This is a genomic window from Streptomyces sp. NPDC057136 (genome assembly GCF_042670885.1).
GTDB lineage: Bacteria > Actinomycetota > Actinomycetes > Streptomycetales > Streptomycetaceae > Streptomyces.
In genome coordinates this window covers 184,156-209,725 of the sequence record NZ_JBHUUV010000008.1, presented here as the reverse complement: position 1 = coordinate 209,725, position 25,570 = coordinate 184,156, and the positions used below count along the sequence as shown (strand labels likewise).

Sequence of the window (25,570 nt, the reverse complement as noted above, 5' to 3'; positions counted from 1 at the left end):
TGACCGGGTGAAGATCGCCCTGATGGACTCCGGAATTGGCCTGCTCCCGACGGCGGCGGCGGTGCGCCGACTGCGGCCGGACGCCGACCTGGTGCTCTCATCCGACCCGGACGGGATGCCCTGGGGACCGCGTACGCCGCAGGATGTGATCGAGCGCGCGCTCGCCGTGGCCCGCGCGGCGGCCGTGCACCGGCCGGACGCCCTGATCATCGCCTGCAACACCGCGTCCGTCCACGCCCTGCCCGCGCTCCGCGCCGAACTGGAGCCCGCACTGCCGGTCATCGGCACCGTGCCCGCGATCAAGCCGGCGGCCACGGGCGGCGGATCCGTCGCCATCTGGGCCACCCCGGCCACCACCGGCAGCCCGTACCAGCGCGCACTGATCCGTGACTTCGCCGACTCCGTCGCCGTCACCGAGGTCCCCTGCCCCGGCCTCGCCGACGCCGTGCAGCACGCCGACGAGCCCGCCATCGACCGCGCTATTGCGGCGGCGGCGGCCCTCACCCCGCCGGACGTACGGGCCGTCGTCCTCGGCTGCACCCACTACGAACTGGTCGGCGAACGCATCCGTGCCGCCGTCCAGCAGTCCGGACGGGCCCCCGTCACCCTGCACGGCTCGGCCGGCGCCGTCGCCGCCCAGGCGCTGCGCCGCATCGGCGCCGGCACCCCTCCGTCGGCCGAACCGGCCGGCACCCTCGCCGTCATCCTCAGCGGACGCGCCGCCGAGCTGCCGGAAGCCGCCCTGGCCTACGAGGAAGGGCGTCTGCTGAAGGCGCTCAGCCCCGTCCGCTGACCGGCCCGAGAGCCCCTGATCGGGCTCACAGCCCCTCCCCGGCACGCGAAATCTGAGTACGCTGCCTGGCATGAGGGACCACACCGGCAAGGGCAGCCACGGTTCGAGCGAGGCCCCGTCAACCGTCTGGCACGGCCGCGCGACCAACCGTGCGCAGTGGCTGCTGGCGGCTGCGGGCGCGGGGTGCATGGCCCTCGGTATCCAGCTCGCCGTCGACTCGGCCTGGACCTCCGGAATCGCCCCCCTGCTGATGTCCGTCATCGGCTGCATCGCCGCCGGACTGCTCATCATGTTCGGCACCCTCGCCTTCGTCCACGTGGCGGTGAAGGTGGACGGCGACGCCCTGGAGGTGCGCTGCGGCCACATCGGCCTGCCACGCCGCCGCATCCTGCTCACGCATGTGGTGGGCGCGGAGTTCGCACCCAAGGTCACCCCACGCGAATGGGGCGGCTGGGGCTACCGCTGGCGCCCCGAGCAGGGTACGGCGGTGGTGGTGCGCAGAGGCGAGGGTCTGGTGCTGAGACTCGGCGACGGCAGAACCTTCACGGTCACGGTGGACAACGCGGAAGCGGCAGTACGGTTCATCCGCGACCGGCTGCACCTGTCGGCGACGGGACCTCGGGCGACCGAGGCCTGACGCGGGCCGTCGGGCTCGGGGCGTGTCCCCACTGCTGCCCCATCAGTCGACGTCCTCGCCCACCGTGCGCCGTGCCGAGGCCAGCCCCGCCAGCAGGCCCGCTCCCGCCGTCACCGGAGTGAAGCTCAGTGCGTTGCCGACGACTGCCAGGGCGGCGAGGGCGGTGAGCGCCGCACCCGCCGTCAGCACCACGGCCGTCGTCCGGGGCGAGCGCCACAGCACGTACAGCAGCCAGCCGAAGGCGATGCCCAGCAGCGCGACGCCGACCACCCCCTGCTCGGCAGCCTGCTGAAGGGGCGCGGAGTGCGGCTTTCCGTCGGAGCGGAGGGACTCGCGGGCGGTGGGGCTCAGCTCACCGAAGCGGTCCGGGCCCACGCCCAGCAGCGGGTTCTCCTTCGTCAGTTCCACGGCGTCCCGCCAGAGCAGCACCCGGTTCCGGGTGAGTGGCCCCTCCAGGGAGACTGCGAGACCGTCCGGCAAGGCGTGCTCGGCCACCGCCCACGACAGCCCCACCATCAGGCCGGCGACCAGCCCGAGCCCGGCGAGGCCCAGCAGTCTGTGGCGCATCCGGATGGCGGCCAGCGAGCAGAGCAGCACCCCCAGGGCCGCCATGAAGCCGAAGACCGAGCCGAGGGTGAGCGCGGCGCACGCGGTGGCGAGAGCGAGCAGACGCAGGGTGACGCGCAGCGAAGCCCGGTCCGCCGCGGCCGCCGCGCAGCAGGCCGATCCCGCGGCCAGCACCAGCAGGGCGGCGGCGGCCCCCGTGTGACCCGGGGTGATGTCGGCGGCGGCCGTGGCGCCCGGCATGCCGTGGCGCGAGACCAGGGCCATGACCAGGGCGGCGAGCGCGGCGGCGGAGGCCGCGACGACCGGGAGGAGCGTTCCGCAGATCCGGCCGCAGGTGAACCCGGCCGCGACCGCCAGCAGCGCGAGCAGGACGCCTTCGGGCCGGGTGTCGCGGCCCGCGGCGCTGAGCAGCGACCAGATGGCGCAGGCAGCGAGAATCACGGCTCCGGCCGCGTCGGAGGCGTTGCCGCGCTCACTGGAGACGTACCGGCCCACTGATGCGGTCATCGTGTCGACCCCCCGGCCTCGACCGTTCCGCCCACGACGGCCGGAATCCGGCCGATCGGCAGAGACTGGCGCACACGCTAACGGCCGTGGAGCCCGCATGTGGGGGAATGGCGCAGAAACGTTGCGGCGTACCGCGCTCCCGACCCGTCACCGGACGAGGCCCGGCCCGTACGGGACTACGGAGGAACCGTCCCGGACCGCGGTGCCCACAGGCGGTCGCCGTAGACTCCGCCAGGTGAGCGCCACCATCACCTCCATAGACGAATCGCCGTCCGCCCCCGCCTCCCGCGGCAGAAAGCTGTGGCCGCGGTTCGTCCGCCCGGCCGCGGCCGCACTTTCCGGTGCACTCTTGTACGCGAGCTTCCCGCCGCGCCCCCTGTGGTGGCTGGTTCTGCCCGGTTTCGCCCTGCTCGGCTGGGTCCTTTTCGGACGCCGGCTGCGCGCCGCGTTCGGCCTCGGCCTCCTCGCGGGCCTCGGCTTCATGCTGCCGCTGCTGCACTGGACCGGGGAAGAGGTCGGCCCCGTGCCGTGGCTGGCGCTGGCCGTCGCGGAGGCGCTCTTCATCGCGGTGGGCTGCGTCGGCATCAGCGCCGTCACCCGCCTCCCGTACTGGCCGGTCTGGGCCGCGGCCGTCTGGACGCTCGACGAAGCGCTCCGGGCCCGTGTGCCGTTCGGCGGTTTCCCCTGGGGGAAGATCGCCTTCGGCCAGGCGGAGAGCGTGTTCCTTCCACTCGCGGCACTGGGCGGCACCCCGCTGCTCTCCTTCGCGGTGGTGCTGTGCGGTTTCGGACTCTTCGAAGCGGTACGCCAGTTCCGTATGTACCGCGCGACCGGCACCGTCCCCCGGGCCGCGATCGCCGTGGCCGCCGCGACCGTCGTCGTACCCGTGGCGGCGGCGTTCGGCGCGCTGCCCCTCGTCGACGCCTCTGCGGAGGACGGCACCGCGACCGTCGCCGCGATCCAGGGCAACGTGCCGCGCCTCGGCCTCGACTTCAACGACCAGCGCCGCGCGGTCCTGGACAACCATGCCCGCCGCACGGAACAGCTCGCCCGTGAGGTGGAGGCGGGCACCGTGCCCCAGCCCGACTTCGTCCTGTGGCCGGAGAACTCCTCCGACCTCGACCCGTACCGCAACCCCGACGCCCGCATCGTGATCGATGACGCCGTCAAGGCGATCGGTGTGCCGACCGTCATCGGCGCTGTCGTCTCCCCCGAAACGGGCCCCCTGCGCAACACCCTCATCAAGTGGGACCCGGCGGACGGCCCCGTCGCCACGTACGACAAGCGCCACATCCAGCCGTTCGGCGAGTACATGCCGATGCGATCCTTCGTCCGTATCTTCAGCAAGGACGTCGACCGGGTGCAGCGTGACTTCGGACCCGGCAAGAAGGTCGGCGTATTCGACCTGGCCGGTACGAAGGTGGGGCTCGTCACCTGTTACGAGGCGGCGTTCGACGACGCGGTACGCGACACCGTCAAGCACGGGGGGCAGCTCATCGCCGTACCGAGCAACAACGCGACCTTCGGGCGCAGCGAGATGACGTACCAGCAGCTGGCGATGAGCCAGGTGCGGGCGGTCGAACACGGGCGGTCCGTCGTCGTCCCCGTCACCAGCGGCGTCAGCGCCGTGATCCGGCCGGACGGCACGATCGTGCAGAAGACGAAGATGTTCACCCCGGCCGCTCTGGTCGACGAGGTGCCGCTGCGGTCCTCGCTGACGCCCGCGACCCGCATGGGCCCGCTGCCCGAGGGGATTCTCGCGCTGCTCGCCGTGGCCGGCCTCGGCTGGGTGACGGTCCGCGGCGTACGCACCCGTAAGCTGGGCGAGCCCGCCGCCCCCGTTCCCGCCGCCCCCGTTCCCGGTGGGACGGACACGTAGGCTCGGCGCATGGCTACTCCCGACTTCATCCGAGACATCCGCGCGACCGCGGGTCATCAGCTGCTCCTGCTGCCCGGTGTCACCGCGATCGTCTTCGACGACGAGGGCAGAGTGCTGCTCGGCCGGCGCTCCGACACCGGCAAGTGGTCCGTCATCGGCGGCATCAGCGAGCCGGGGGAGGAGCCCGCGGCGACGGCCGAACGCGAGGTGTACGAGGAGACCGCCGTGCACTGCGTGGCGGAGCGGGTGGTGCTGACCCAGGCACTTCAGCCCGTGCAGTACGCCAACGGCGACCGCTGCCAGTACCTGGACATCACCTTCCGCTGCCGGGCCACCGGTGGCGAGGCGCGGGTCAACGACGACGAGTCGCTGGAGGTGGGCTGGTTCTCCGTCGACACGCTGCCGTCACTGGACGAGTTCGCCCTGTTCCGGATCAAGCAGGCCCTCACCGACGGACCGACCTGGTTCGAACGCAGCCCCCAGCCCGAGCAGCCGTAGCGCAGAGGGGCCGCCCGTCACCTCACCGGTGGCGGACGGCCCCCCGCATGGAGCCGGGCGAGGTGGAGCGACCCCCTCAGACGCTGCGGGCGTCGGCGGACACCGGGGCCTTCGCGCCCGGTTCGTCATCGGGCTCCGCCCCGACGTCCGACAGATCCCGGTTGCGGGTCTCCTTCGCGCACAGGATCGCCACCATCGTGAGCAGCGCGGCGGCGATGACGTACAGGGCGATGGGCGTCGCGGTGCCGTAGTGGTCGAGCAGCGCGGTGGCGATCAGCGGAGCCGGCGCACCGGCCGCGACCGACGAGAACTGCGCACCGATGGACGCACCCGAGTACCGCATGCGCGTCGCGAACATCTCCGAGAAGAAGGCCGCCTGCGGTGCGTACATCGCGCCGTGGAAGATGAGCCCCACCGTGATGGCGAGCAGCAGATTCCCGAAGCTGCGGGTGTCGATCAGGGCGAAGAACGGGAACATCCACAGCGCCACGCCGACCGCACCGATGAGATAGACCGGCCTGCGCCCGATCCGGTCGGACAGCGCGCCCCACAGCGGGATCACGACGAAGTGCACGGCGGAGGCGATCAGTACGGCATTGAGTGCCGTCTGCCTGCTCAGTTCCGCCGCCACGGTCGCGTACACGAGGATGAACGCCGTGATGACGTAGTAACTGATGTTCTCCGCCATCCGCGCACCCATGGCGATCAGAACGTCCCGCCAGTGATGGCGCATCACGGCGACCAGGGGCATCTTCTCGGCCTTTTCGCTGGTCGCCTTGCGCTCCGATGCCCGGGCCAGAGCGGCCTTGAACACCGGTGATTCATCGACAGAGAGACGAATCCACAAGCCGACCATCACGAGCACGCCGGAAAGCAGGAAGGGGATGCGCCATCCCCAGGCCAGGAACGCCGCATCGGACATCAGCGCCGTCAGCGCCGCAAGTACTCCGGTCGCCAGCAACTGCCCCGCCGGGGCCCCGGTCTGCGGCCAGGAGGCCCAGAAACCGCGCCGCTTGGCGTCCCCGTGCTCCGACACCAGCAGTACGGCCCCACCCCACTCGCCCCCGAGGGCGAAGCCCTGCACCAGACGCAGGACGGTGAGCAGAACCGGAGCGGCGGTCCCGATGGTGGCGTGCGTCGGCAGCAGCCCGATGGCGAACGTTGCGCAACCCATCAGGAGCAGACTCAGCACCAGCAGCTTCTTGCGCCCGAGCCGGTCGCCGTAGTGGCCGAACACCAGAGCACCGATGGGCCGGGCGGCGAAGCCGACCGCGTATGTGAGGAAGGAGAGCAGGGTGCCGACGAGCGGATCGGACTCGGGGAAGAACAACTTGGGGAAGACCAGCGCGGCGGCCGATCCGTACAAGAAGAAGTCGTACCACTCGATGGTGGTGCCGACGAGGCTGGCGGCGACGATCCGGCGGAGGTTCGAAGGTGCTGGTGGGGCGGTTGCTGGGGCGGCCATGGGTACCACTTCCGGGCGGTTGGCGGGGACGTTTCCGTGTCGCCATACCGTAGGAAGGTGCAGGTCAGGGGCGTATGTGGCGGGACACCATAGTTCTGCCGCCCGGTGTGCGGGCTGCCGCTACGGGGAGGTGCTGCGGAGCTGTTTCCGCTGTGTGGGGGCGGGCACGAGAGGGCTGTCCGAGTTGCACTGTTCGGCGCATTTCGCGAGGGCGGTGCTGGCTCCCGTGCTGGTTCGGTGCTGACTAAAAGCCCACGTCATCACCCGTCTTCACCTCTCCCGTGCTGACTTGGTGCTGACTACGCTGCGTTGCGATCGGGCAATTCGGTGCGGAGCGGACGGCTGGAGGTTCCGTTTGGACGCGTCCTTTTTGTAGACCCGTGAGGCGCGTGTCTCGGTCTCGAAGGGGGCTGTGAGGACGGCGGGGCCGATGCTGCCGCAGGTATGGACTCATCCCGGGGGCGGGCGGGTGGCGTCCTCGGAATGGAGACTGCGAAGGCCGGTTGGCGGCGGCTGAAGAAGGGCTGGCAAGAGGTGGCGGCACAACGCGCCCAATCGGAGGCCGGTGCTGCCCTGAGCGGCGGGAGCCGAAGCAGCCGATGGAGCTTTGATTGCTTGCCGAGTCAGGGTTGTTGCGGAGTGGTGTCGCGGTAGGCCGGGCGGGCTTGGTCAACGCCGAGCATGCCGTCCTGGGCGCGTCTGCACAGGCGCCGGCGCCGCACGGTCGGTGAACGGGCCCGCGCCCCGACTCAAAGCCGGCGACGCCTGGCCACGTCATCGCGCGGGCGACGAGTGCGGACATGGAGCACAGCATCGGTGTCACCGCTCTCACGTGCCTCATCTCCAGAGCCACGTCCGTGCTCGCCGGTTACGGTGCCAAATGCCTGGTCGGGTTCTTTCCGCCCCTGCTCCTGGCCGTCAACCTGTGAGGCTCCCCTGGTTCCTGCGGCGGTCATCGTCGTCCACCGCGTCGGCCGCCGCACGGATGTGAAAGCCTCCTGGGCCGAACGAGGCTCCGCCCTTTCGACGAGGCGGGGCGCCCTCCCGCCGAGCGGCAGCCATAGCCGGGTGAACGAAACGGCAAGGTGGCACGTATGGAGTAGAGGGCGCTGAATCCCGCGGCCCCAGGCGTCGGTGACGCCGTTTCCGAACGGTTTCGAGGGGGCGACGGATGAGTCACGCACGACGCAGCCTGCAACGGATCGCGCGGCTGGCGGCCGTCGGCGGACTGCTCTGTGGCGGGCTGATGATGACAAGCGCCGTGGCGAGCGAACCCTCTGCCCCGGCAGACGGCGGAGGCGGCACCGTGCTGCCTCCCGAGCTCGGCGCGAGTCTGGTCTCGCGGCTCGGCACATCGCGTACTGCGGGTAGTTGGATCGGCTCCGACGGCCGCCCGGTTGTCGCGGTGACCGATACAGAGGCCGCGGCGGAGGTCGGACGGGCAGGGGCACGCGCCAAAGTCGTCCGCCACAGCATGCGCCGCCTCCGGTCGGCCACCGATGCCCTGAGCGGAGCCCCCCGGGTGCCCGGCACAGCGTGGGCGGTGGACTACTCGTCCAACCGGATCGTCGTGCATGCCGACAGCACCGTGTCCGCCGTGGACTGGTCACGGATGTCGGGCCTCGCCGAGGAGATCGGCAGCTTCGTGCACATGCAACGGACCACGGGATTCTTTTCCACCAGGCTCAACGGCGCGGACCCGATCTTTGCCCGCAACGGACGCTGCTCCGCAGGATTCAATGTGACCGACGGCCGACGGAATTTCGTCCTGACAGCCGGTCATTGCGGTTCACGTGGAACCACCTGGTTCCAGGATGCAACGGGCGCCCAGCAATTCGGCACCACAACGGTCGGCAACTTTCCCGGCAGCGACTACTCGCTCGTCGAGTACGAGAACGGTGACGTTTCCGGTGCCAGGAGTGTCATAAGTGTCGGTGGTGACCAGGAGATAAGGATTACGGCGGCCGCCGACGCGGTCGTTGGCCAACAGGTCTTTCGTAGTGGCAGTACCACAGGGGTGCGTTCCGGCCGGGTGACTGCGTTGAACGCGACGGTGAATTACCGCGAGGGCACAGTGACCGGCCTGATCGAGACGACGGTCTGCGCCGAACCCGGGGACAGCGGGGGGCCGTTGTTCGCAGGGGGGCTGGCTCTCGGCGTGACGTCCGGGGGCAACGGCGACTGCATCGTCGGTGGCATTACGTACTTCCAGCCGGCAACCACCGCGATGGCAGCCCTCGGAGTGAGACTGACCGCTGACACCACCGCTGTCGGAAGCGGCACTGGCTCGGTCCCACCGCCGTCTGCCGCAGGAGCCGTCGCGCCAGGAGTATCCGAGCTTCCGACGTCTATCGGATTCATCAGCCTCCGGACCCTCACTCCGGGGCTGCTGGTCATCGCTGTGAGTCTTCTCGGGCTGGTGGCAACCGGCTCGATCCGGTCGGCTCAGCGGCGAAACAGCTACCGCCGCCGGTACTCCCAAAGCTGGACCTGATCGTTCGCAGGCAGCCCATGGTGGGCAGGCCGGGATGGCGCACCTGCCTCCCCGTCACTGCCTATGTGGCCAGGGCGAGGACCGGCAGCGGATGGTCCGCCGCCCTCGTGAGCCCTCACGAGGGCGGCGTCCTCCCGGGTGCGGCGGCGCGATCGCAGCTCTTGGTGCGATTTCATGCCCGGCCAGTCCGTACTCTCACCTCAGAGCGGTTGCCAGCCCCCTGAACACCAATCCGCACCCGAGCACCAGGACGACGGCGGCTGTGGCGAGCGGTGCCATCCGGTGGGCACGTGCAAGTACCCGGCCTCGCGGCCGCTGCACCAGCCTCCGCGCTGTGGTCTCCCGTAACCGCACCACCACGAACCCGGCTCCCGCCAGCGTGAGCGCCAGCCCGCCTCCATACGACAGGACCAGCAGAAAACCGAACAGTGCCTGGCCGAGAGCGGCCGCGCCGATGAGCACGACGACGGCGGAGGGACTCGGGACCAACCCGCCGGCCAGGCCGAGGAGGATCACGCCGCGCAGGCCGGGGGCGGGCGGCAGGTGGCTGTGGGAATGGCTATGGTCATGCGCATGGATGTGATCGTCGCCATGCACGTGGCCGGGACTCGCCGGCGTGTGGGAGCGGGCCGGGGTTTTGCGGCCGTGCTCGTTTCGGCGCACAGTCGTGAGAGCGGGAACAAGCTCTTCACCGAGCCGGGTTCCGGTGTCCTCACTGTGCTCGTGTGCGTGGGCGCTCTCATGCGCGTGTGCACAGTTTTGGTGATGACCGTGGCCGTGAGGGCGATGGCGCAGACGCCACCCCCTGCGCAACAGCAGCACCCCCGCGACTGCGACCAAGGTGCCGCTCGCGATGCCCAGCCAGGACACCACGGTCGGCGCCGCCGCCGAGCCGGCGGTGATCAGGGCACCCAGGGCAAAGACGCCCAGCGTATGGGTGAGAGTGACCGAAGCCCCGAGTGTCAGCATGTCGCGCAGGGAACTACGGCCGCCCGCTGCTGCGGCGGCGGCCATCATGGTCTTGCCGTGCCCGGGGGCCAGCGCGTGCATGGCACCCAGCAGCACGGAAGCTCCGAGCGCCAGCGCGGCGAAGCCCACGGTCAGTTCGTGCCGGGCGACCAGTCCGGTCAGCGCCTGCGTCCAACGATCCGTCCCGCGCGGCAGCACGCCCATCGCCGGGGAACCGATCGCCTCGTCCTCGCTCCCGGCCGGCGGCGCCGACCCGCCGGGGCGGACCGTAAAGGTGGCCGACCGCGAGTCGGGCGGTGAGGAGAGCAGATCGTCGGGATACGCGGTCAGCCGCCGGGACCGGGAGGCGTCGGGCACGCCCGCCCCCGAGATCATCATCCGGTCGCCCCGTGCGGTGATCTCCCGCCACCCGACACCGGTGGCTACGTCCGCCGGGCGGTACGAGAGTCGCAACCGCGCGTTACCCGGCAGCGGCGCCGTCATCTCGCAGGTCACGCGCAGCGTCTGCAACCCCGCCTGCCCCGCACGCACCTGCGCCTTCGTGCTCCCCACCGAGACAGAGACCCCTGTTCCGCCCGCGCCTTTGCCCCCGACCGTGAGCCGAGCGCCCTCGGCGGCCCCCTCACACCGCGTCCGGGCCCATGCCGACAGTTCGTCCGGGGCCAGCCGGTTGTCCCGGTCGGCATCGATACGGTTCCGTTCCTGCGAGGCCGGGATCTCAGCCAGGTCCTCGACATGGTCCACGTTGAGCTTCCCCGGAACGACGACAAGACCGTCGTACTGGTTCACGGTGAAGTTGCCCAAGGGGTGTGCTTGCGCCGCCTGGGCGGGGAGCAGAGCCAGGACAGTGCCCGTCGCCAGCGTGGCGAGAGCGCAGGCGGCGGTACGGCGGATCATGAGTCACCCCGGAGCCGGGTCAGCGCCGACAGAGCGGATGCGGCGTCGCGGGCCCCCGTGGGTGAGAAGCCCGGATTCAGATCGAGTGCGGCGCGCAGATCGCGGCGCGCGGCTCCGTCGTCGTCGAGAGCGCGCTCGATCATGCCCCGGTGAAAGAGGAAAGAGGCGTTCCGATAGCCGGGCGACCCGGCGGTCGCCTTCTTCGCATACGTCAGCGCCTCCTGGTCCTTGCCGTTCGCATGCAGCGCCCAGGCGAGAGCGTCCGCCGTATGCACGCTCTCGCGGCGGGTCCATTCGGCACGCGCCGATTTCAACGCCTCGGCGGCGTTGCCATGGTCGGCCTCGATGAGAGAGGACTCCAGATCGGTGGCGACGCCATTGGCGCGGGCCAGGCGGGTCCAGGTACGGATGAGCGCGTACTGCTCCGCGGCCTGCCGGCGCTGTCCGCCCGTCTCGTACAGTTCGGCGAGGCCGGCGAGCTGCCCAGGCAGCGGGTAACGCCGTACGACCCTTTCGAGATCGCTCACCGCACGTTTTCGCTCGCCCAGCGCGGCATGTGCACGACCTCGTCCTTCCAGTGCCGGTAGGTGCTCCGGTTCGGCGCGCAGAGCGGTCGCGAAATGGTCCAGCGCTTGACGGAACTCACCCTGGGACCAGGAGAGGTGGCCGAGCGATGTGGCGGCATAGGCCACATCGGCGGTACTGAATGCCGAGGCCAGCGCCCGCAGCAGCACCCGACGTGCCCCCTTCACGTCGCCGCGCAACTCCAGGACATACGCGTACCGTGTGAAGACGGGTATGCCGGGGCGCCGCTGGTCTGCGAGCTCCACCGCTTCCAGCGCCTCGTCGTAGCGGCCGAGTTCGACCAGGGCATCGACCCGGCTGGACAGTGCCCGCTCGCTGTACGGGTTCACCCTCAGCGCCCGGTCCACCAGACTCAGCGCCGTTTCGAAGTCATGGCGCGCGGCGGCCAGCGCTGCCTGCCCGGCGAGTGCCGCGTCGTTCTCGTGGGCGGCACGCAGCTTCAGCGAACGCTCGAACGCCGCCTCGGCCTGCGGATACCGTGTCGGATCGCCGCTGGTCCGCGCCTGTTCGATATACGCCGCGCCCAGCGTCGCCCACCCAGTGGCGTCCCGGGGCTGCGTCCTGAGGTGCCGCTGCAAGGTGGTGATGCCCTGCGCGAGCTCCCCGACGGCCAGTTGCTCGATGGGCACATCCGCCGTGAGCGCTCGCCCGGCCCGCTCGGACCGCGCCGCATCACCACCGGCCCCGAACGCCACCGAGGTGACCGTGAGCCCGAGAGTCACCGCCACGACTGCGGAGACGCGCCAACGCCCCGGCCCATGCCGTCGCCGACACCATCGCGCGAACCGCGGCTTGCGTACGGGCATCGGTCTTGCCCTCCTCGTTCTCGGTGGGTGGTTCGGCAGCGTCGCGGGGGGAAACGCATGACGCCGGCGGGTCGTCGTCAAGAGAGGTCGGGCCGCCGTTGTACCTGACAGCCCAACGGCTGGAGGTCAGCCGAGCCAGGACCGGTGTTCGGTGCGACGGCGGGAACGCAACCACGCCGTGCCGAGGCCGACCAGCAGCACCATCGCGGCCCCCGATCCCGCGGAGGCGAGCATCACCGTGTCGTCGTCCCACGATGCGGTGATCGAGGATATTCCGCCCGTCAGTCCTGTGGTGTTCGCCTTCGTGGCCACCTCCGCCGCCTTGACGTCGGAACCGGCGGTGGGCAGGGCGACGTACGGAAAGGTATTGCCGAATTTCTTGTCGTTCGCGTCGACGGCGTCGCCCAGGTCGTTCTTCGAACCGACGAGCTCGCCCTCGACGACCTGCAGCGCGATGTCCAGCACGTCGTCCGTCAGACGCCGCCCGTTGGGGAAGCCCGCGTTGTCGCCGTCCAGCACACCCAGCCGCTTCGGCTCCGCGACCGGTTTGATGGAGGTGTTGAGGCGCAGCATCTCCGATGCCTTGACGCCCGGAGGCTGGTTGAGGTCCTTCACCCCGGTCAGGAACACCGAGACAAGATCGTCGCGCGGCTCCGCCGGAGCCTTGATTTTGTAGATTCCCTCGATGAGTTTCGGCAGCTCGGGTTCTGTGACGTTCTTCAGGAAGTCGCCGTCGTTCTCGGGCGACGACGCGTTGAACCTGTCCTTGTCCTTGACCGGATTGACGACCTCGTTGACCAGCGGCATGCCGAGCCGCGACACCCGCGTCCAGTCACCGTAGGCGTTCTTCCGTTCCGTCGTCGCATAGATGCCGACCACCGGCTGCTCGGCGGACTCTCGGATGTACGAGTTCGGCACCTGAAGGGCGATCGTGTTGACGTTGTAGCCCTTCAGCGTGTCGTTGCCGACCTCCGACAGATCACCGCCGTACAGGAGGTCGAAGACCCGCAGATCGAGGAAGAACGGATCATCGGCCTGACCGGCGAAGGCCTTGAGCCCGCCGGCGATCTTTTGCACCGCCTGGTCGTGCAGCGCCTGGTAGTTGGGCATCGACGCCTTGCCGACGTTCGACGGCGCGACCGGCAGGCCCTTCGCCAGCGGGTGGCGCGAGGCAGGCTTCCCGTGCTGCAACCGCAGAAGCTCTATGTCGTATGTCTGAGTGAAGTTGAGGTCCGGATCGGTCAGGCTTTCCACCGCGCCCGTGTTGTAGAGGAAGGTGCTCTCGTTCTTACGGTGGTCCTTGAAGGTGAACCGGTACAGCAGGTCATCCTGGGCGTCACCGTCGCTGTCGACGTGGATGTCATAGCGGGCGTCGTTGGCGAACGTGTAGAAGTTGGGGCCACCGGCCGGCTCCTGGAACGGCAGCCAGTTCGCCACCAGCGTCGTCGAGTCGGGATGATCGGGGCTGACGAACGCGTACACGTCCGTGTTGTCGAACTGCGGCTGCCCGGAGATCAGGGGTGCCTCCCGGTGGCTCGAGGCTGTCGCCGTCTCCGCCTCCAGCACGCCCACGCCGGCAGCTGCAAGCCCTCCGGCGGCCAGCGCACCACAGGCGACCAGAGCAATGCTCCCGCGCCCCCGCCAAGTCCGCCCGCTTCTTGTCGTTGCGGTCATCTCGTCCATCCTTCATCGGGCATCGGTCCGTTCCGGCTTGGTCGTAGCTCCAGCTCCAATACGTGCGCCGCACCGGTCTTGTTCGGTCCTGACCGAAACGAGTTCGGCTGCATGCCGACGGCAGGAGGGAGGCGAGCATCGGGGAGGGGGTCAGGTGGGTCGGCGAGGACCGACACAGCACCCGATATCGGCTGGTCCCGCCGCCGAGGCGGCGCGGGCGGCCGTGACGGGGAGGTGCCGGCTGAGGGTACGAGTGCGGGTGAGCGCGGTGATAGCCGCTCGAGCTGGGAAGGGATGCTACGGCGGACGATGCGAACGCGATTCAGTGAGGAGACGCGGTCGGTGTCCACGGCCTGGCCGGCGAGCGCCGCGGTGTGGGCGAACCGGCGGATCGCATGGTGAACGGCACCGAACGATACCGATGCTGGTTCGGTGCTGGCTTACGAGGGATAGCGGCTTGGAATTCGCAGGTCGTAGCCGTGACCGGATGAGTTGTCGTACCACTCGATGGTGGTGCCGACGAGGCTGGCGGCGACGATCCGGCGGAGGTTCGAAGGTGCTGGTGGGGCGGTTGCTGGGGCGGCCATGGGTACCACTTCCGGGCGGTTGGCGGGGACGTTTCCGTGTCGCCATACCGTAGGAAGGTGCAGGTCAGGGGCGTATGTGGCGGGACACCATAGTTCTGCCGCCCGGTGTGCGGGCTGCCGCTTTCCGCTGTGTGGGGACGGGCACGAGAGGGCTGTCCGAGTTGCACTGGTCGGCGCATTTCGCGAGGGCGGTGCTGACTCCCGTGCTGACTTGGTGCTGACTACGCTGCGTTGCAATCGGGCAATTCGGTGTGGAGCGGACGGTCGTCCCTCCCCATACGCTGCGGCACGCCACGATGTCTACCGACAAAAGCTTCAAAGGTCGGCTCGAGCCACGACAATGCCCTCGAACCGGAGGAGGGCAATACAGGCGAGCCGGACCGCTCAGCGACCGCACCCCACTGCCGAATTGAGGTCAGCGCCAGAAGGGCACTCGCAGCTTACGCGAGCACATGCGCAAATCGGGACGTTTTCGTTCGAGTGCTTGGCGCGTACATGCAGTACAATGCGCCTCTGAAATCTACTTGGAAGAGAGCGTTGTGAAGAAAGCGCGCATATTTCTCGTGATGGCATGCACTCTCATGGCCGCCTCATGCGGGGGAAGTAGCACGTCTGTCAACACATCCCAGCTGACCGACCGGGAAAAGGAATGGGTCGAGTTTTCCTACGCGCACGAGAAGAATAGAGAAATCAAACAAACGTGGGAACAACTGCCCGCTGAAGGCGTCAAGTCCTACCTTGATCAGCAGCGTCCCCGCCTGTGCGGAGACACGGCGGCACTGATGCAGAACCTGAAGGAAGTGGGCTACGAGGCAGGTGAAATGCAGGAGTACAAGGACAAGACCGCAAAACTCCTCTGCTGACCCCTGTACAGCGGATTGCCCGTCAAGACGTTCCAGGGGCAGACCATACGCCTGCAGAGCGAAGGTCCCTGCCGTAGCCAGCAGGGACCTTCGCTCTGCAAGCCGGCTACTTGCTCTACGTCACCGCGCCTCCGAGAATCCTCAGCGAGTACTTGTCATACGCCCGGTGCAGAACCATCACCACCGGCCCCGAGGTGAACACCCCGCTGACGACGTACTCCTTCTTGTTTCCGGTCTCGGCAACCTTCTTCTCATACAGGGAATCGGTCTCCTTCTTCGCCTGCTCGAGCCACGAAGATGCCTTGCTGTGGTCGACTCCCACCACGTCCAGCCCAGTGCAGGCGGCGAGGAAGGCAAGACCATCAGATTGGTTCGTGCTGGTTTTGCACAGAAGAGATGACATGTCCTCGTGATCGGCGTATCCAGCCGAAACCGTCACCCCGCTTCCGCTGCGCCCGTGGACGTAAGTCCTCTTTTCCCCGTCGGGCATCTCCTGCTCAACGGGCTTGTCCAGCTTCAGCTTCCAGTCTTTCGAGAGTCCGGCGAGGAATTCTTTCCCGGTGTATCCGGTGGCCATCGTGTCCGCCGCTCCGAAGCTGGGCCGCTTGTCGCCGGATACCGCATGCTTCGGCAGATCGGCGGCACGCGGCGCAGTCCGCGTCTTGGACGGCTCAGGATGAGGCGCTGCGGCCTTCGGACGCTCGGACGCTGTCGTTCTGGGGCTGCTCTGGCTGCAGGAGGCGGCTCCCGCCGTGCCGATGACGACAGTCATCAGCACGGCGGGAACACGGATGGCGGCGCGAATCACAGGCCACCGTCGACGAGGGCGCACGCGCCGGGGTCGGCCGAGTTGAACGGAACGAAGGCGATCGCGTCGAACACCACGTTGTCGTCTCCGGTGCCGCCCTTGTGGATGTTGTCCGCCTCGATCCGGCCACCCTTCCAGAAGCTGAAGGTGCCCATCTCGAACCAGGTGTCCTTGCCCGCGCTGCGGGTTCCCTGGTTGACATTGCAGTAGTCGGGTTTGGCACCGCTCGTGTTGTCGCCCGGGATGAAGTCGTACCGGACGACCGCTTCCGCGCCGTGGCTGGGCAGGTGGAGATAGACCTTGTAGCGCTGGCCGGGCTGGTCTCCGGAGGGGAGCTTCTTCTGGTTGACCTGCCACCGGCCGGTGACCCTGTGGAAGGGCTCGGTGTACTCGTAGCTGTGCGTGAAGTAGACGTGGTGGTCGTACCCGGCGCCGAGCTGATGAAGGTCGATGGGGGCGAGGTAGGGGGTCGCGCGGAAGCTGCCGTCGTCCCTCAGCGTGGTGATGTTGTCACCGGCCTGGAGGGTGAACTTGCCGTCGTCGGCCGCCTCGAAGTCCCCACAGCCGTAGGTGTCCTCGTGCTGTCCGAGGTCATCGACGATGATGGCGTTGGTGTAGACGCTCGGGTGGTCGATGCACGGGCCGTGACCGTACTTGCTCTTGAGTTCGGGTTCTCCCGAGCCGAGCGAGTAGCTGAGCTTCTCGGTGCTGGAGTTGCCGGTGCTCTGCGAGCCCATCCAGTCCACGCCGCGGTCCCAGTAGCAGCTCGCGTCCCAGCTCGGGCACGGGTCGGCGGCGGCCGAGTTGCACGCGTTGACGGATGGGTCGCAGAACAGGTCGCGCGGGGCGGCCTTGACGCCGCCGAGCGGCATGTTCGGTTCGGCGTACGACTCTTCCGCGTCCCAGGTCAGCTGCGGGACTTCCGCCCAGCCGAAGATCTTTTCCGAGTAGTTCCAGTCGCCGGGGTGGGAGGCGTCGTCATAGCTGTAGCGTAGGAACGGCTGCCGGTCGGCGGGGTAGCGCGGGTTGATCGGGTTGTTGAAGAAGCCCAGGCCGACGGAGCCGGAGGTGTAGACGCCGGAGTTGTAGCCCCACAGCGCCATGTACCAGTTCTCGATGTAGGCCGGGCTGCCGTTGTTGGTGTTCATGCCCAGCGCCTTGAGCTGGTTCCACTTCTCGGCCAGGATGCTGAGCCCGGCGGCGATGTTCGCGGCGTAGTCAGTGGTGACGGCGCCGGCGCGCAGGGGGTCGAGCTGCGTGGCGTGCTCCTCGGACATGCCGGTCGTCACCTGGGCGACGCCGTAGCCGCAGTCGGCCTTGGCCCGGTTGGGGTAGCCGTGGATGCCGTTCTCGTTGCCGTACCAGTCGGACCTGGTGACGTTGCCCGAGTCGCCGTTCATGGAGTGCCAGGACGCCTGCTTGAAGTTGGACTCCTGGGCCATGATGCCCAGCATGACCTGTGCGGGAATGTCGCCCCCGCCGGTCAGCGGCGGCTTCGGGAACAGGCCCTGCGGGGTGTACGCGGCAAGGCCGGTGTCGTGCCAGTTGCTCGGGCGCGAGACCTTCAGCTCGCCGTGAACGGCCTGGTCGACAGCCCACTCGACCATGTTCGCGCTGGCCTGGAGTGCCTGGCGCTTGGGGTCGTTGCGCTTGACGATGCAGGGGGATTCCATCTCCCCGACCTTGCCGTAGACGGCCGCACCGGACCCGGACAGGCACTGCGTTTCCGGCCCGCCCTCACCGCAGGTGCGAGGATCGTCGTCATCGTCTCCGGCCACGGTGTACGCGGCCGGGTCGATGGGCGGCGAGGAGTCCGGCTTCGGCCGCTCGAGGTCGGCGTCGACGAGCTTGGTGGCCTTCGCGCCGGTCTTGAGCGCGGTCGCCTTGACGGTCAGCGATCCGGCGCCCTTGTCCGAGGGCGAGCCGATGCGCTTGGTGATGCCCTTCATCTGCTCGGAGAACACCGAGTTGGTCACCAGATGACCGTGACGGGAGATCCCGGCCACGCGGCCGTCCACCGCGTGCTTGGAAAGCCCCGGGGCGTTGCTGGTGTCGATTCCCTGCACGTCGCCGACAACCGCGGCGCCGTCGGCCACGGGGAGGAGTTTGACCTCACCCTTCGGGGCGCGGCCCAGTTCGGTGAAATCGCCGCCGTCGAAGCGGGAGATGACGCTGCTCTTGCCGTCGACCGTGCCGATGTCCACGGTGCCGTTCTTCGAGGCGGTCAGCGCGAACATCGGGCCGGGCACCGCGGCGAGCTTGCGGGCGGACAGCTTCTTGCCGTTGGCCTTCAGGTCGACGAGGTTGCCGCCGAGCACGCCGACGGTGCGCTTCTGCGTGGGCGTGACGTGCGTCAGATAGCCGTCGACCGTGCGGCGGGAGGACACCGATCCCGTGGCCGCGTCGACCGATGTCACCGTCGTCGAGCCGGCGGACTTGTCGGTGGCCGAACTGGAGGTGAACGCCACCTCGTCGCCCGTTCCGCAGCCCGGCGTGAAGTACGCCAGTTGCACCCGGTCGGGAACCTCGGTGACCTTGCCGTCGGAGAGACGGATCACCGCGGCGAACGCGCCGTTCTCGTACGCGCCGGGCTGGTTGGACCAGGCCGACGGGGCGTAGACCGCTGCCGCGTAGTTCCCTGACCCCGTGGTGCAGACGTAGCCCGTCCACGGGCCGACGTCGGACAGTCCCTTGCGGTTGAGGCGGGCGATCTCGTAGAAGGAGAACCCGTCGCTCTCCCTCGCCGCGAGGATGTGCAGCCCCTCGGCGTCACCGGTGGCCTGCACGATCGCGTCCGGTGAAGAGGCGTAGCCCGATCCCAAGTCCTTGCTGGGTGTGGAGAACAGGCGGGGTGTCGTGCCCTCCGCGGCGGTAGGGGCCACCGTGGTGTCCGCGGATGTCAGCGGGACCAGGGCGGCGGATGCCGCCACCACGCTCATGGCTATGAGCGGGTTCATGGAGAATAAACTTCTGAGACGCATTTTGCGCATGATCTTCCTTTACAGCCAGTCCGTACAAAGGCCGTGTACGGCCGGGAGGCTCACGTCGACCGGCTTGTCCGTGCTGGCGTTCGGGTCGTTGATGATGTACTTCATCGGCTCGGGGTCGTACTGGGCATTGACGTCGTTCCAGCACGCCTTCGCTGTCGTGCTCTTCCAGTTCTGCATCTTGGTGTAGGCACCTGCCACACCGTCGGCGAGAAGGCCCGATGTGTCGTATTCCTGGATGCCGCCGTCGGGATCACGTGTCGTCCACAGCGTCAGGTACACATAGTCGGGCGACGTGTCGAGATCGCGTGAGACCTTCGCCCATACCCCCTGACATTGCGGTGACCACATCAGCCGCACCGCGACCGACTCATCCGAATTGGTCACCTGCTGAAGAATCTCGGCGTCGTCGTCACACCCCATCTGAATGGGGTCCTTGCCTGAACAAGTGTCTCGCCAGCAGTCGGCTGCGGCTGCCGGGGACGCCTGAATTCCCTGAAAGGCTCCTGCCAGCAGCGTCAGAGCAGCCGCCGCCGGCCCCCATCTACGTATGCCGTGCACACACATCACCTCAGATATTTCTTCTCCGTGCCGCATCAAGCGCAGCACGGATGGCCGTGTTCATCCTTGTTGCCCCTGTGCCACTTCGGGCGTCAGAGGGGCACGCGCAGTTTACGTGAACACCCGTGCGGATATTGGGAGTTGCCCTGTCCTTACCTGCGCTGATGCCGAAGCTGGACGTGTTGTGGCAGCACACCTCATAGGTGGTGCGCGGCCACAGAGTGGGGCGTGTCAGGCGGTGTTCTTCCCGTGCAGCAAGTGGACTTGGCCGCCCTCCGCGTGGGAACGCTTGTCGAAGCGCTCACGCAGCAGCAGCTTGGTCTCCTGGGCGTCTCCTACGGTGTTGCACACGACCAGGGCAGCACCCCCCGGCGGATTCCAGGGGGCGTAGGAGTGCGCCTCGTCGACGATGAACGTCTTTCCCGACAAGGCAGACAACCGCAGCGCGTTGTTCCGCACCGGGCAGCACCGCCAGCAGCGCCTGGTCGATGGTGCCGACCGGGGACTGCGCGAGAAGCGGGCGCATCTCGCGGAGTCCGTCTTCGAGGGCCGTCGGCCTCTTCCTGATCATCGTCAGTGCGGCCTGATGGAGAACCGGGTCGCGGGCGGGCGCTACGGGGGAGCGCTCCGGATCTGCGCAAGTCCCGGCGGACCGCTCAACGCGTACCACCGGACAGGCTGCCCCGCCCCTGGCCGGCCCATTTCACCCCTGCCGCACAGGATGAAGAGGTTCGGTCCGCGCTTTAGCGGGACGTATTCGGTGCTTTAGCCGAACCTGCTTCCATGGTGCAGACCGTTGCCCTTGTGTGAGCAGGAGGATGATGTGCCTACGCAGGCCACACGTGATCTGGTCGAGGAATTCGTCGTCGAAACCCTGGTGGACTGCGGGGCCGAGAGAGACCACATCAACCCGAGTGCCACCTTCGAGTATTTGGAAATAGATTCCCTCGACATGGTGGATCTCGGCCAGTCGGTGAACAAGGAATTTCAGATACGGCTGCACCCCAAGGATCTCGAAGGCGTCAAGACCGTGGGTGAAGCCCTCGATGTCATCTGTGCCACCGCGGGTCTGAAGTGACCCGACGGCGGGTGGTGGTCACCGGTGTCGGTGCGGTGACCGCCCTGGGCAGCGGCGCAACACTGCTGCACGACCGGGCCGTTGCGGGAGAGTCGGGCATCGAGAACGGCGAGGGACGCTGCCGTGACTTCACGCCCGAAGAGACGCTGACCCGCCGGGAGCGACGCCGTATGGACCGGTGCTGCCAACTCGCCATGGTGGCCGGCACGGAGGCCTTGGGCCAGGCCGGATGGGGCGACACCCCGCCGTATCCGGGAGAGCGCGTCGGCTGCATCATCGGCACCGGGATCGGCGGCCTGGAAAGCCTTGAGCAGCAGCTGGAGGTATGGCGCACCGAGGGTGCGCAGGACGTCTCCGCTCTCACCATCCCGATGATGATGGCCAACTCGATGCCCGCGCAGCTCGCCATCAAATTCGGCATCAGGGGAGAGACCTACAGCGTGATGTCGGCATGTGCCGGCGGCACGCAGGCGATCGGCGCCGGAGTGCGTCTCATCAGGAACGGTGAGGCCGACGCCGTCGTCGTGGGAGGTGCGGAGGCAGGGCTCTCCGACTTCATCCGGGCGGCCTTCCTGAACGCCGGAGCACTCTCGCCGACCGGCACCTCCGTGCCGTTCTCCCGCGACCGCGACGGCTTCCTGATGGGCGAGGGCGCAGGTGTTCTCGTCCTGGAGGACGGCGAATCGGCCGCCGGGCGCGGAGCAGAGGTGCTCGCCGAGATCACCGGGTACGGCTCCACCACCGACGCCCACCACCTCACCGCGCCCGAACCCGCCGGGACCGCGGCCGCACAGGCCGTACGGCGCGCCCTGGAGGACGCGCGCACCCCTGGGGACGCGGTCACGTACATCAACGCGCACGGCACCGGCACCGAACTCAACGACCTGGCCGAGGCCTCCGCGCTGGCACAGGTGCTGGGCGGGCGGCTGGCGGAGGTGCCGATCTCGTCCACCAAGTCGGCCGTCGGCCACCTGCTGGGCGCGGCAGGCGCGGTCGAGGCGATCGCCACGCTGCAGGCCCTGCGCCACCGCATCGCGCCCCCCACGGCCGGACTTCGCGACCCCGACCCCCGCCTCGACGGCCTCCGTCATCTCACCCGCGCCTGTCCCCTCGGGGACGGGACCGACGGCCCGGTGGTGGGTCTCTCCACCTCCTTCGGCTTCGGCGGCCACAACGCGGCCCTCGTGCTGCAGGCCTGACCGGTGCGTGACTCCCCGATCGACGATGGAGTTCCATGACACAGACACACTGGCCGCAGGCCGGTGCACCCGTGACCGGGCTCGAAGCCGCAGAAGCGCAGCTCTCGGCCGAGCGGACGGTGCCCTGCGGATGGGTGCACAAGCACGCCGTCGAGCAGGTCCTGGTCACCGATGTCCGGGAGATCGACGGCCGTCTCCTCGCGCTGGCACAACTGCCGCGCTCGCACCGGCTCTACAACGACTCGCACGACTTCGGCTACGACATCCTCCTGCTCGGTGAGGTGGCCCGTCAGGCATCCGAAGCGATGGTGCACCGGCTGCTGGGCGTCCCGCTCGACCGGCCGTTCGTCATCGGCACCATGCGGGTGGAGGTGCTGAACCGGGCGGCGGTCGCGGTCACCCGCGCCTCTGCCACGGTGCTCGCCGAATTCGTGGTGAAGAAGGCGAAGCGGTGGCCCGACGGCACGCCCCGCCATCTGCTGAGCTCCACGATCCTGTACCTCAACGGCGTCCCGGCGGCCGAGTTCAGCGGAACCCTGATGATGCTGAAGGAGGACTCCTACCGCGCGCTGCGCGAGGACAGCGCCGTGCCGGTGGCCGGCGCCCCGGCGCACCGGACGGTCGGGGAGCGCGCAGCACCGGAGCAGGTCGGCAGGAACGACCCGCGCAATGTGGTCGTCGGCGGTCTGCGCGAGGAGAACGACGGAATCACCGCGGACCTCGTGGTGGACCTCGACGACCCCGTCTTCTTCGACCACGAACTGGACCATCTGCCCGCCATGCTCCTGCTGGAGGGGGCGCGGCAGAGCGCACTGGCCGCCCGTGCGCGGCGGGACGGCATCCCCGCGCGCTCGCTGAGCGCCGTCGACTGTGCCGTGAACTTCCGTCAGTTCGCCGAACTCGGTGCCCCGGTGACGTGCACGGCCGTACCGGACGGTGTCGACACCGTCGCGGTCCGGCTCGTGCAGGGAGACGGCGTGATCGCAGAGGGGGGAATCACGCTGGTCACCGGAAGTTGACCGGCCACCGAAGCAGCCGACCGACCGCAACACAGGCACCGACCCGAGGGAGTAGCAGTGTCGCATTCCAGGAAGACCGAGCCGTACTACCTGGGTGAGAACCCTTCGCAGCCCGTACCGTTCGACGGCGTGATAACGGCGTCGCATTACATCATGCCGCTATTCGCGACGATGGACTGGAACCAGGTCCCGCGCGAGAAAGTGATCGAGAACATCCACAGCCTGCAGGACCCGGGCGGGAACATCAATGACGAGATCATGATGTATATCCATGTCCCGTACTGCAAGTCGTTCTGCCACTACTGCAATTTCAACCGGTTCCACTATCCGAAGCAGGACTCGGAGCGCCTCGAGACGTACACGGATTACCTCATCAAGGAAATCGACTGGTACATGCGCCAGCCGTACGTTCAGGAGCGCACGTTCACCGGCATCTACATCGGCGGCGGCAGCCCGTCCACACTGCCCACTTCCGCGGTGGAGCGGCTGAGCGAGCACCTGAGCAAGGTGGTGCCGAACTACGACTCGATCGAGAAGAGCTTCACCGGCGAGCCGCGCACCCTGCGCCGGCCGGGGCTGCTGGACGTCCTCAAGGACCACGGCTGGGACCGGATCACCTTCGGTGTCGAGACCCTCGACCCGGTGATCCACAAGAAGATCGGCCGGCACGACACCCGCGAGGACGTCGATGCGGTCTTCGACCGCATGCGCAGCATCGGCTTCGACGCCGACACCTGCGTGGACATGATGTACGACCTCCCCGGCCAGTCCCTGGTCGGCTTCCAGGACGAACTGGCGGAGCTGGTCAGCTGCTACGACCCGACCGAGATCGACCTCTTCACCACGATCTACCTGCCGTACCGGCCGCTCCACAAGATGATCCTGGACGGCCGCGTCGCGCAGCCCGGAAGCCCCTGGCAGCTGCTCGCCATGCGTGAGCACCTGTACGACTTCCTCACGGAGAAGGGCTACCACAACACCATCGCCGAGACCTGGTCGAAGCACCCGGAGCCGTCGCAGTACCAGACGGCGCACTGCGCCCGCCAGGACATCATCGGCATCGGCTGTGCCGCGCGCGGCAACCTGCGGGACATGGTCTCGGTCAACCCGGAGAAGGTCGACGACTGGCAGAAGAACGTCGACGAGCACGGTGCCTCGACCGAGACCATGCAGTCCATCGGGTACGACGGGGTGCTGGACCGGGTCATGGTGATGTTCCCCAGGTTCAAGCAGCTGGACAAGAGCTACCTGGCCGACTTCGGCGAGAAGGTCGAGCCGGAAGTCTTCGAGCGGGTCATGAACGTCATCGACGGCCACCTCGAACGGAACGTGGTCGACGACGAGGGCGACAAGTTCAGCGTCACCAAGCTGGGAGTGATCTGGCACGGAAACCTGCAGACGGACTATCTGCGGCACGCCCTCAACACCCAGGGCGAGGTCCTCATCGAGCATCTGACCGAAACGAAGGAGAACTTCGACCGGGAGGACCGCTTCCAGGTCAACGAGGAGACCGTTTTCATCAAGGAGAACGACGAGCTGTACCCCAAGCTGATGAAGTGACAGCAGACCACGGGCGCCCACTCCGTCCCCACCGGCCGCCCAGGGTCCCCGGTTCTCCGGGGCCCGAAGTCGGCATCGATGAGAGGACGAGCACGCAGATGACGGATCAGGAACGGCACACCGCGCCGGACAGGGCGACTTCGGAGAAGCCGCAGACGGACGACGCGGGACCGGCGACGGCGGGCCGGGAGCAGGACGGGCCGGCCGAGGAGTCCGTGCGGGTGCGCTCGTCGGGCGGTGCCGAGTTCGTGGTCCGGCTCCTGCGGGCGGAGCGGCCGGATGCCCCGGTCGCGCTCGTGGTACCGGCGATGGGGGCGCGGGCGCGGTTCTACGCGCCTTTCGCCCGACGGCTGAACCGGGCCGGACTGCACGTGGCGGTCACGGACCTCCGCGGCCAGGGCGAGAGCACCCCGGTGGCGCGACGCGGAGTCGCGTACGGGTACCGGGAGATGGTCGAGGACGACCTTCCCGCGGTCGTCCGTGCGGTCTCCGCGGCGTTCCCGCGTTCGCCGGTGGTGCTCGTCGGGCACAGCCTCGGCGGCCAGCTCGCGCTGCTCAGCAGCGCGACCGGGCTCGCCGGGGTGCACGCCGTCGTGCTGACGGCGGCCGGGTCGGTCTGGTGGCGGGGGTTCGGCTCGGTGCGCGGGCTCCGCAACCTGGTCGGCAGCCAGCTGTTCGCGGCGCTCGCCACGGTGCTCGGCTACTGGCCCGGGGAACGGCTCGGCTTCGGCGGCACCCAGACCACGGCGGTGATGCGGGACTGGGCGCGGCAGGGCCGCACCGGCCGCTACACGCTGCGGGGCAGCGACACCGACTACGAGGCGGCGCTCGCGCGGCTGAAGCTTCCCGTCCTCGCGGTCGGCGTGGACAACGACATTCTGGCGCCGCCTGGCGCGACGGATCATCTGCTGCAGAAAATCCCGGCTGCCCGGGTGAGCCGGTGGCACTACACCGAGGCCCTCGCCGGCGGCCGCCGGGTGGACCATTTCCGTTGGGTCCGGCACAGCGACGGCATGAGCGCGTACATCACGGACTGGATCTCCGGCACGCTCACCACGCGGCAGGACGGCGCCGTCCAGCAGAGCACGCAGCAGGACCCGGCCGGTGACGGCCGCCCCGACAGAGGAGGAGACTGAG

Annotated in this window: 22 protein-coding genes; 12 read left to right on the top strand and 10 right to left on the bottom strand. The window is 68.6% G+C overall.

What is annotated here, in order from left to right:
• Nucleotides 1-7 precede the first annotated feature (7 nt).
• Nucleotides 8-793 carry a glutamate racemase gene (locus ACFT7S_RS13320; protein ID WP_382730671.1) on the top strand — a complete coding sequence of 262 codons (786 nt, stop codon included), beginning with the start codon at nt 8-10 and terminating at the stop codon, nt 791-793.
• Between the two features lie 70 nt (nt 794-863).
• Nucleotides 864-1,430, top strand: a complete 567-nt coding sequence (locus tag ACFT7S_RS13315) for a hypothetical protein (RefSeq protein WP_382730669.1) — start codon at nt 864-866, stop codon at nt 1,428-1,430.
• 42 nt (nt 1,431-1,472) lie between these two features.
• Here ACFT7S_RS13315 and ACFT7S_RS13310 read toward each other — a convergent pair whose 3' ends face one another.
• On the bottom strand, nt 1,473-2,504 hold the full coding sequence (locus ACFT7S_RS13310) for an O-antigen ligase family protein (protein ID WP_382730667.1): 1,032 nt from the start codon (nt 2,502-2,504) through the stop codon (nt 1,473-1,475).
• A 235-nt stretch (nt 2,505-2,739) separates the two neighbouring features.
• Between ACFT7S_RS13310 and lnt the strand changes: the two genes are divergently transcribed.
• Entirely contained in the window at nt 2,740-4,383 is a 1,644-nt protein-coding gene (gene lnt / locus ACFT7S_RS13305) for an apolipoprotein N-acyltransferase (RefSeq protein ID WP_382730665.1), read from the top strand.
• 9 nt (nt 4,384-4,392) lie between these two features.
• The gene (locus ACFT7S_RS13300; protein WP_382730663.1) at nt 4,393-4,881 is read left to right on the top strand and encodes an NUDIX domain-containing protein; all 489 of its coding nucleotides are present in this window, start codon (nt 4,393-4,395) and stop codon (nt 4,879-4,881) included.
• A gap of 76 nt (nt 4,882-4,957) precedes the next feature.
• On the opposite strand, the gene ACFT7S_RS13295 is transcribed toward ACFT7S_RS13300, so the two are convergent.
• The gene (locus ACFT7S_RS13295; RefSeq protein WP_382730661.1) at nt 4,958-6,346 is read right to left on the bottom strand and encodes an MFS transporter; all 1,389 of its coding nucleotides are present in this window, start codon (nt 6,344-6,346) and stop codon (nt 4,958-4,960) included.
• Nucleotides 6,347-7,146: 800 nt separating this feature from the next.
• Between ACFT7S_RS13295 and ACFT7S_RS13290 the strand changes: the two genes are divergently transcribed.
• Nucleotides 7,147-7,275: a hypothetical protein gene (locus ACFT7S_RS13290; RefSeq protein WP_382730660.1), complete on the top strand. Its 129-nt coding sequence runs from the start codon at nt 7,147-7,149 to the stop codon at nt 7,273-7,275.
• Between the two features lie 242 nt (nt 7,276-7,517).
• Complete coding sequence (locus ACFT7S_RS13285; RefSeq protein ID WP_382730658.1) at nt 7,518-8,840, top strand: S1 family peptidase; 1,323 nt, start codon at nt 7,518-7,520, stop codon at nt 8,838-8,840.
• A 195-nt stretch (nt 8,841-9,035) separates the two neighbouring features.
• On the opposite strand, the gene ACFT7S_RS13280 is transcribed toward ACFT7S_RS13285, so the two are convergent.
• From ACFT7S_RS13280 to ACFT7S_RS13265, 4 genes are all read right to left on the bottom strand, one after another.
• Nucleotides 9,036-10,706: a nickel transporter gene (locus ACFT7S_RS13280; RefSeq protein ID WP_382730655.1), complete on the bottom strand. Its 1,671-nt coding sequence runs from the start codon at nt 10,704-10,706 to the stop codon at nt 9,036-9,038.
• Entirely contained in the window at nt 10,703-12,013 is a 1,311-nt protein-coding gene (locus ACFT7S_RS13275; RefSeq protein WP_382730653.1) for a tetratricopeptide repeat protein, read from the bottom strand. The genes ACFT7S_RS13280 and ACFT7S_RS13275 overlap by 4 nt, the downstream gene beginning before the upstream one ends.
• A 210-nt stretch (nt 12,014-12,223) precedes the next feature.
• The gene (locus tag ACFT7S_RS13270) at nt 12,224-13,771 is read right to left on the bottom strand and encodes a DUF4331 family protein (RefSeq protein ID WP_382730651.1); all 1,548 of its coding nucleotides are present in this window, start codon (nt 13,769-13,771) and stop codon (nt 12,224-12,226) included.
• 440 nt (nt 13,772-14,211) lie between these two features.
• Nucleotides 14,212-14,358: a hypothetical protein gene (locus ACFT7S_RS13265; RefSeq protein ID WP_382730870.1), complete on the bottom strand. Its 147-nt coding sequence runs from the start codon at nt 14,356-14,358 to the stop codon at nt 14,212-14,214.
• Between the two features lie 539 nt (nt 14,359-14,897).
• Between ACFT7S_RS13265 and ACFT7S_RS13260 the strand changes: the two genes are divergently transcribed.
• Nucleotides 14,898-15,221, top strand: a complete 324-nt coding sequence (locus tag ACFT7S_RS13260; RefSeq protein ID WP_382730648.1) for a hypothetical protein — start codon at nt 14,898-14,900, stop codon at nt 15,219-15,221.
• A gap of 115 nt (nt 15,222-15,336) precedes the next feature.
• On the opposite strand, the gene ACFT7S_RS13255 is transcribed toward ACFT7S_RS13260, so the two are convergent.
• The 4 genes from ACFT7S_RS13255 to ACFT7S_RS13240 form a co-directional block, all read right to left on the bottom strand.
• On the bottom strand, nt 15,337-15,798 hold the full coding sequence (locus tag ACFT7S_RS13255) for a hypothetical protein (protein WP_382730646.1): 462 nt from the start codon (nt 15,796-15,798) through the stop codon (nt 15,337-15,339).
• Between the two features lie 227 nt (nt 15,799-16,025).
• Nucleotides 16,026-18,986, bottom strand: a complete 2,961-nt coding sequence (locus ACFT7S_RS13250) for a hypothetical protein (RefSeq protein WP_382730643.1) — start codon at nt 18,984-18,986, stop codon at nt 16,026-16,028.
• A 42-nt stretch (nt 18,987-19,028) separates the two neighbouring features.
• The gene (locus ACFT7S_RS13245; RefSeq protein ID WP_382730640.1) at nt 19,029-19,577 is read right to left on the bottom strand and encodes a DUF2690 domain-containing protein; all 549 of its coding nucleotides are present in this window, start codon (nt 19,575-19,577) and stop codon (nt 19,029-19,031) included.
• A gap of 231 nt (nt 19,578-19,808) precedes the next feature.
• The gene (locus ACFT7S_RS13240) at nt 19,809-20,006 is read right to left on the bottom strand and encodes a hypothetical protein (RefSeq protein WP_382730638.1); all 198 of its coding nucleotides are present in this window, start codon (nt 20,004-20,006) and stop codon (nt 19,809-19,811) included.
• A gap of 394 nt (nt 20,007-20,400) precedes the next feature.
• Here ACFT7S_RS13240 and ACFT7S_RS13235 point away from each other — a divergent pair, with 394 nt between their 5' ends.
• The 5 genes from ACFT7S_RS13235 (at nt 20,401) to ACFT7S_RS13215 (ending at nt 25,569) form a co-directional block, all read left to right on the top strand.
• Nucleotides 20,401-20,655 (top strand): acyl carrier protein, encoded by a 255-nt coding sequence (locus tag ACFT7S_RS13235; protein ID WP_382730635.1) that lies wholly within the window; start codon nt 20,401-20,403, stop codon nt 20,653-20,655.
• Nucleotides 20,652-21,854, top strand: coding sequence for a beta-ketoacyl-[acyl-carrier-protein] synthase family protein (locus ACFT7S_RS13230; RefSeq protein ID WP_382730633.1), 1,203 nt, complete (start codon nt 20,652-20,654; stop codon nt 21,852-21,854). Before ACFT7S_RS13235 ends, ACFT7S_RS13230 begins: the two co-directional genes overlap by 4 nt.
• Before the next feature lie 35 nt (nt 21,855-21,889).
• A complete protein-coding gene (locus ACFT7S_RS13225) occupies nt 21,890-22,873 on the top strand; it encodes an AfsA-related hotdog domain-containing protein (protein WP_382730630.1) in 984 nt (327 codons plus the stop codon).
• 57 nt (nt 22,874-22,930) lie between these two features.
• On the top strand, nt 22,931-24,433 hold the full coding sequence (locus ACFT7S_RS13220; RefSeq protein ID WP_382730627.1) for a coproporphyrinogen-III oxidase family protein: 1,503 nt from the start codon (nt 22,931-22,933) through the stop codon (nt 24,431-24,433).
• A gap of 98 nt (nt 24,434-24,531) precedes the next feature.
• Nucleotides 24,532-25,569, top strand: coding sequence for an alpha/beta fold hydrolase (locus ACFT7S_RS13215; RefSeq protein ID WP_382730624.1), 1,038 nt, complete (start codon nt 24,532-24,534; stop codon nt 25,567-25,569).
• Nucleotide 25,570 lies beyond the last annotated feature (1 nt).

What these genes read in the sequence shown, in the direction of transcription:
- ACFT7S_RS13265 (WP_382730870.1), bottom strand. Translation starts at nt 14,358, where the DNA reads ATGGCCGCCCCAGCAACCGCCCCACCAGCACCTTCGAACCTCCGCCGG.
- ACFT7S_RS13255 (WP_382730646.1), bottom strand. Translation starts at nt 15,798, where the DNA reads ATGGCCACCGGATACACCGGGAAAGAATTCCTCGCCGGACTCTCGAAA.
- ACFT7S_RS13215 (WP_382730624.1), top strand. Translation starts at nt 24,532, where the DNA reads ATGACGGATCAGGAACGGCACACCGCGCCGGACAGGGCGACTTCGGAG.
- ACFT7S_RS13225 (WP_382730630.1), top strand. Translation starts at nt 21,890, where the DNA reads ATGACACAGACACACTGGCCGCAGGCCGGTGCACCCGTGACCGGGCTC.
- ACFT7S_RS13270 (WP_382730651.1), bottom strand. Translation starts at nt 13,771, where the DNA reads ATGACCGCAACGACAAGAAGCGGGCGGACTTGGCGGGGGCGCGGGAGC.
- ACFT7S_RS13315 (WP_382730669.1), top strand. Translation starts at nt 864, where the DNA reads ATGAGGGACCACACCGGCAAGGGCAGCCACGGTTCGAGCGAGGCCCCG.
- ACFT7S_RS13290 (WP_382730660.1), top strand. Translation starts at nt 7,147, where the DNA reads ATGGAGCACAGCATCGGTGTCACCGCTCTCACGTGCCTCATCTCCAGA.
- ACFT7S_RS13280 (WP_382730655.1), bottom strand. Translation starts at nt 10,706, where the DNA reads ATGATCCGCCGTACCGCCGCCTGCGCTCTCGCCACGCTGGCGACGGGC.
- ACFT7S_RS13250 (WP_382730643.1), bottom strand. Translation starts at nt 18,986, where the DNA reads ATGAACCCGCTCATAGCCATGAGCGTGGTGGCGGCATCCGCCGCCCTG.
- ACFT7S_RS13285 (WP_382730658.1), top strand. Translation starts at nt 7,518, where the DNA reads ATGAGTCACGCACGACGCAGCCTGCAACGGATCGCGCGGCTGGCGGCC.
- ACFT7S_RS13310 (WP_382730667.1), bottom strand. Translation starts at nt 2,504, where the DNA reads ATGACCGCATCAGTGGGCCGGTACGTCTCCAGTGAGCGCGGCAACGCC.
- ACFT7S_RS13295 (WP_382730661.1), bottom strand. Translation starts at nt 6,346, where the DNA reads ATGGCCGCCCCAGCAACCGCCCCACCAGCACCTTCGAACCTCCGCCGG.
- ACFT7S_RS13300 (WP_382730663.1), top strand. Translation starts at nt 4,393, where the DNA reads ATGGCTACTCCCGACTTCATCCGAGACATCCGCGCGACCGCGGGTCAT.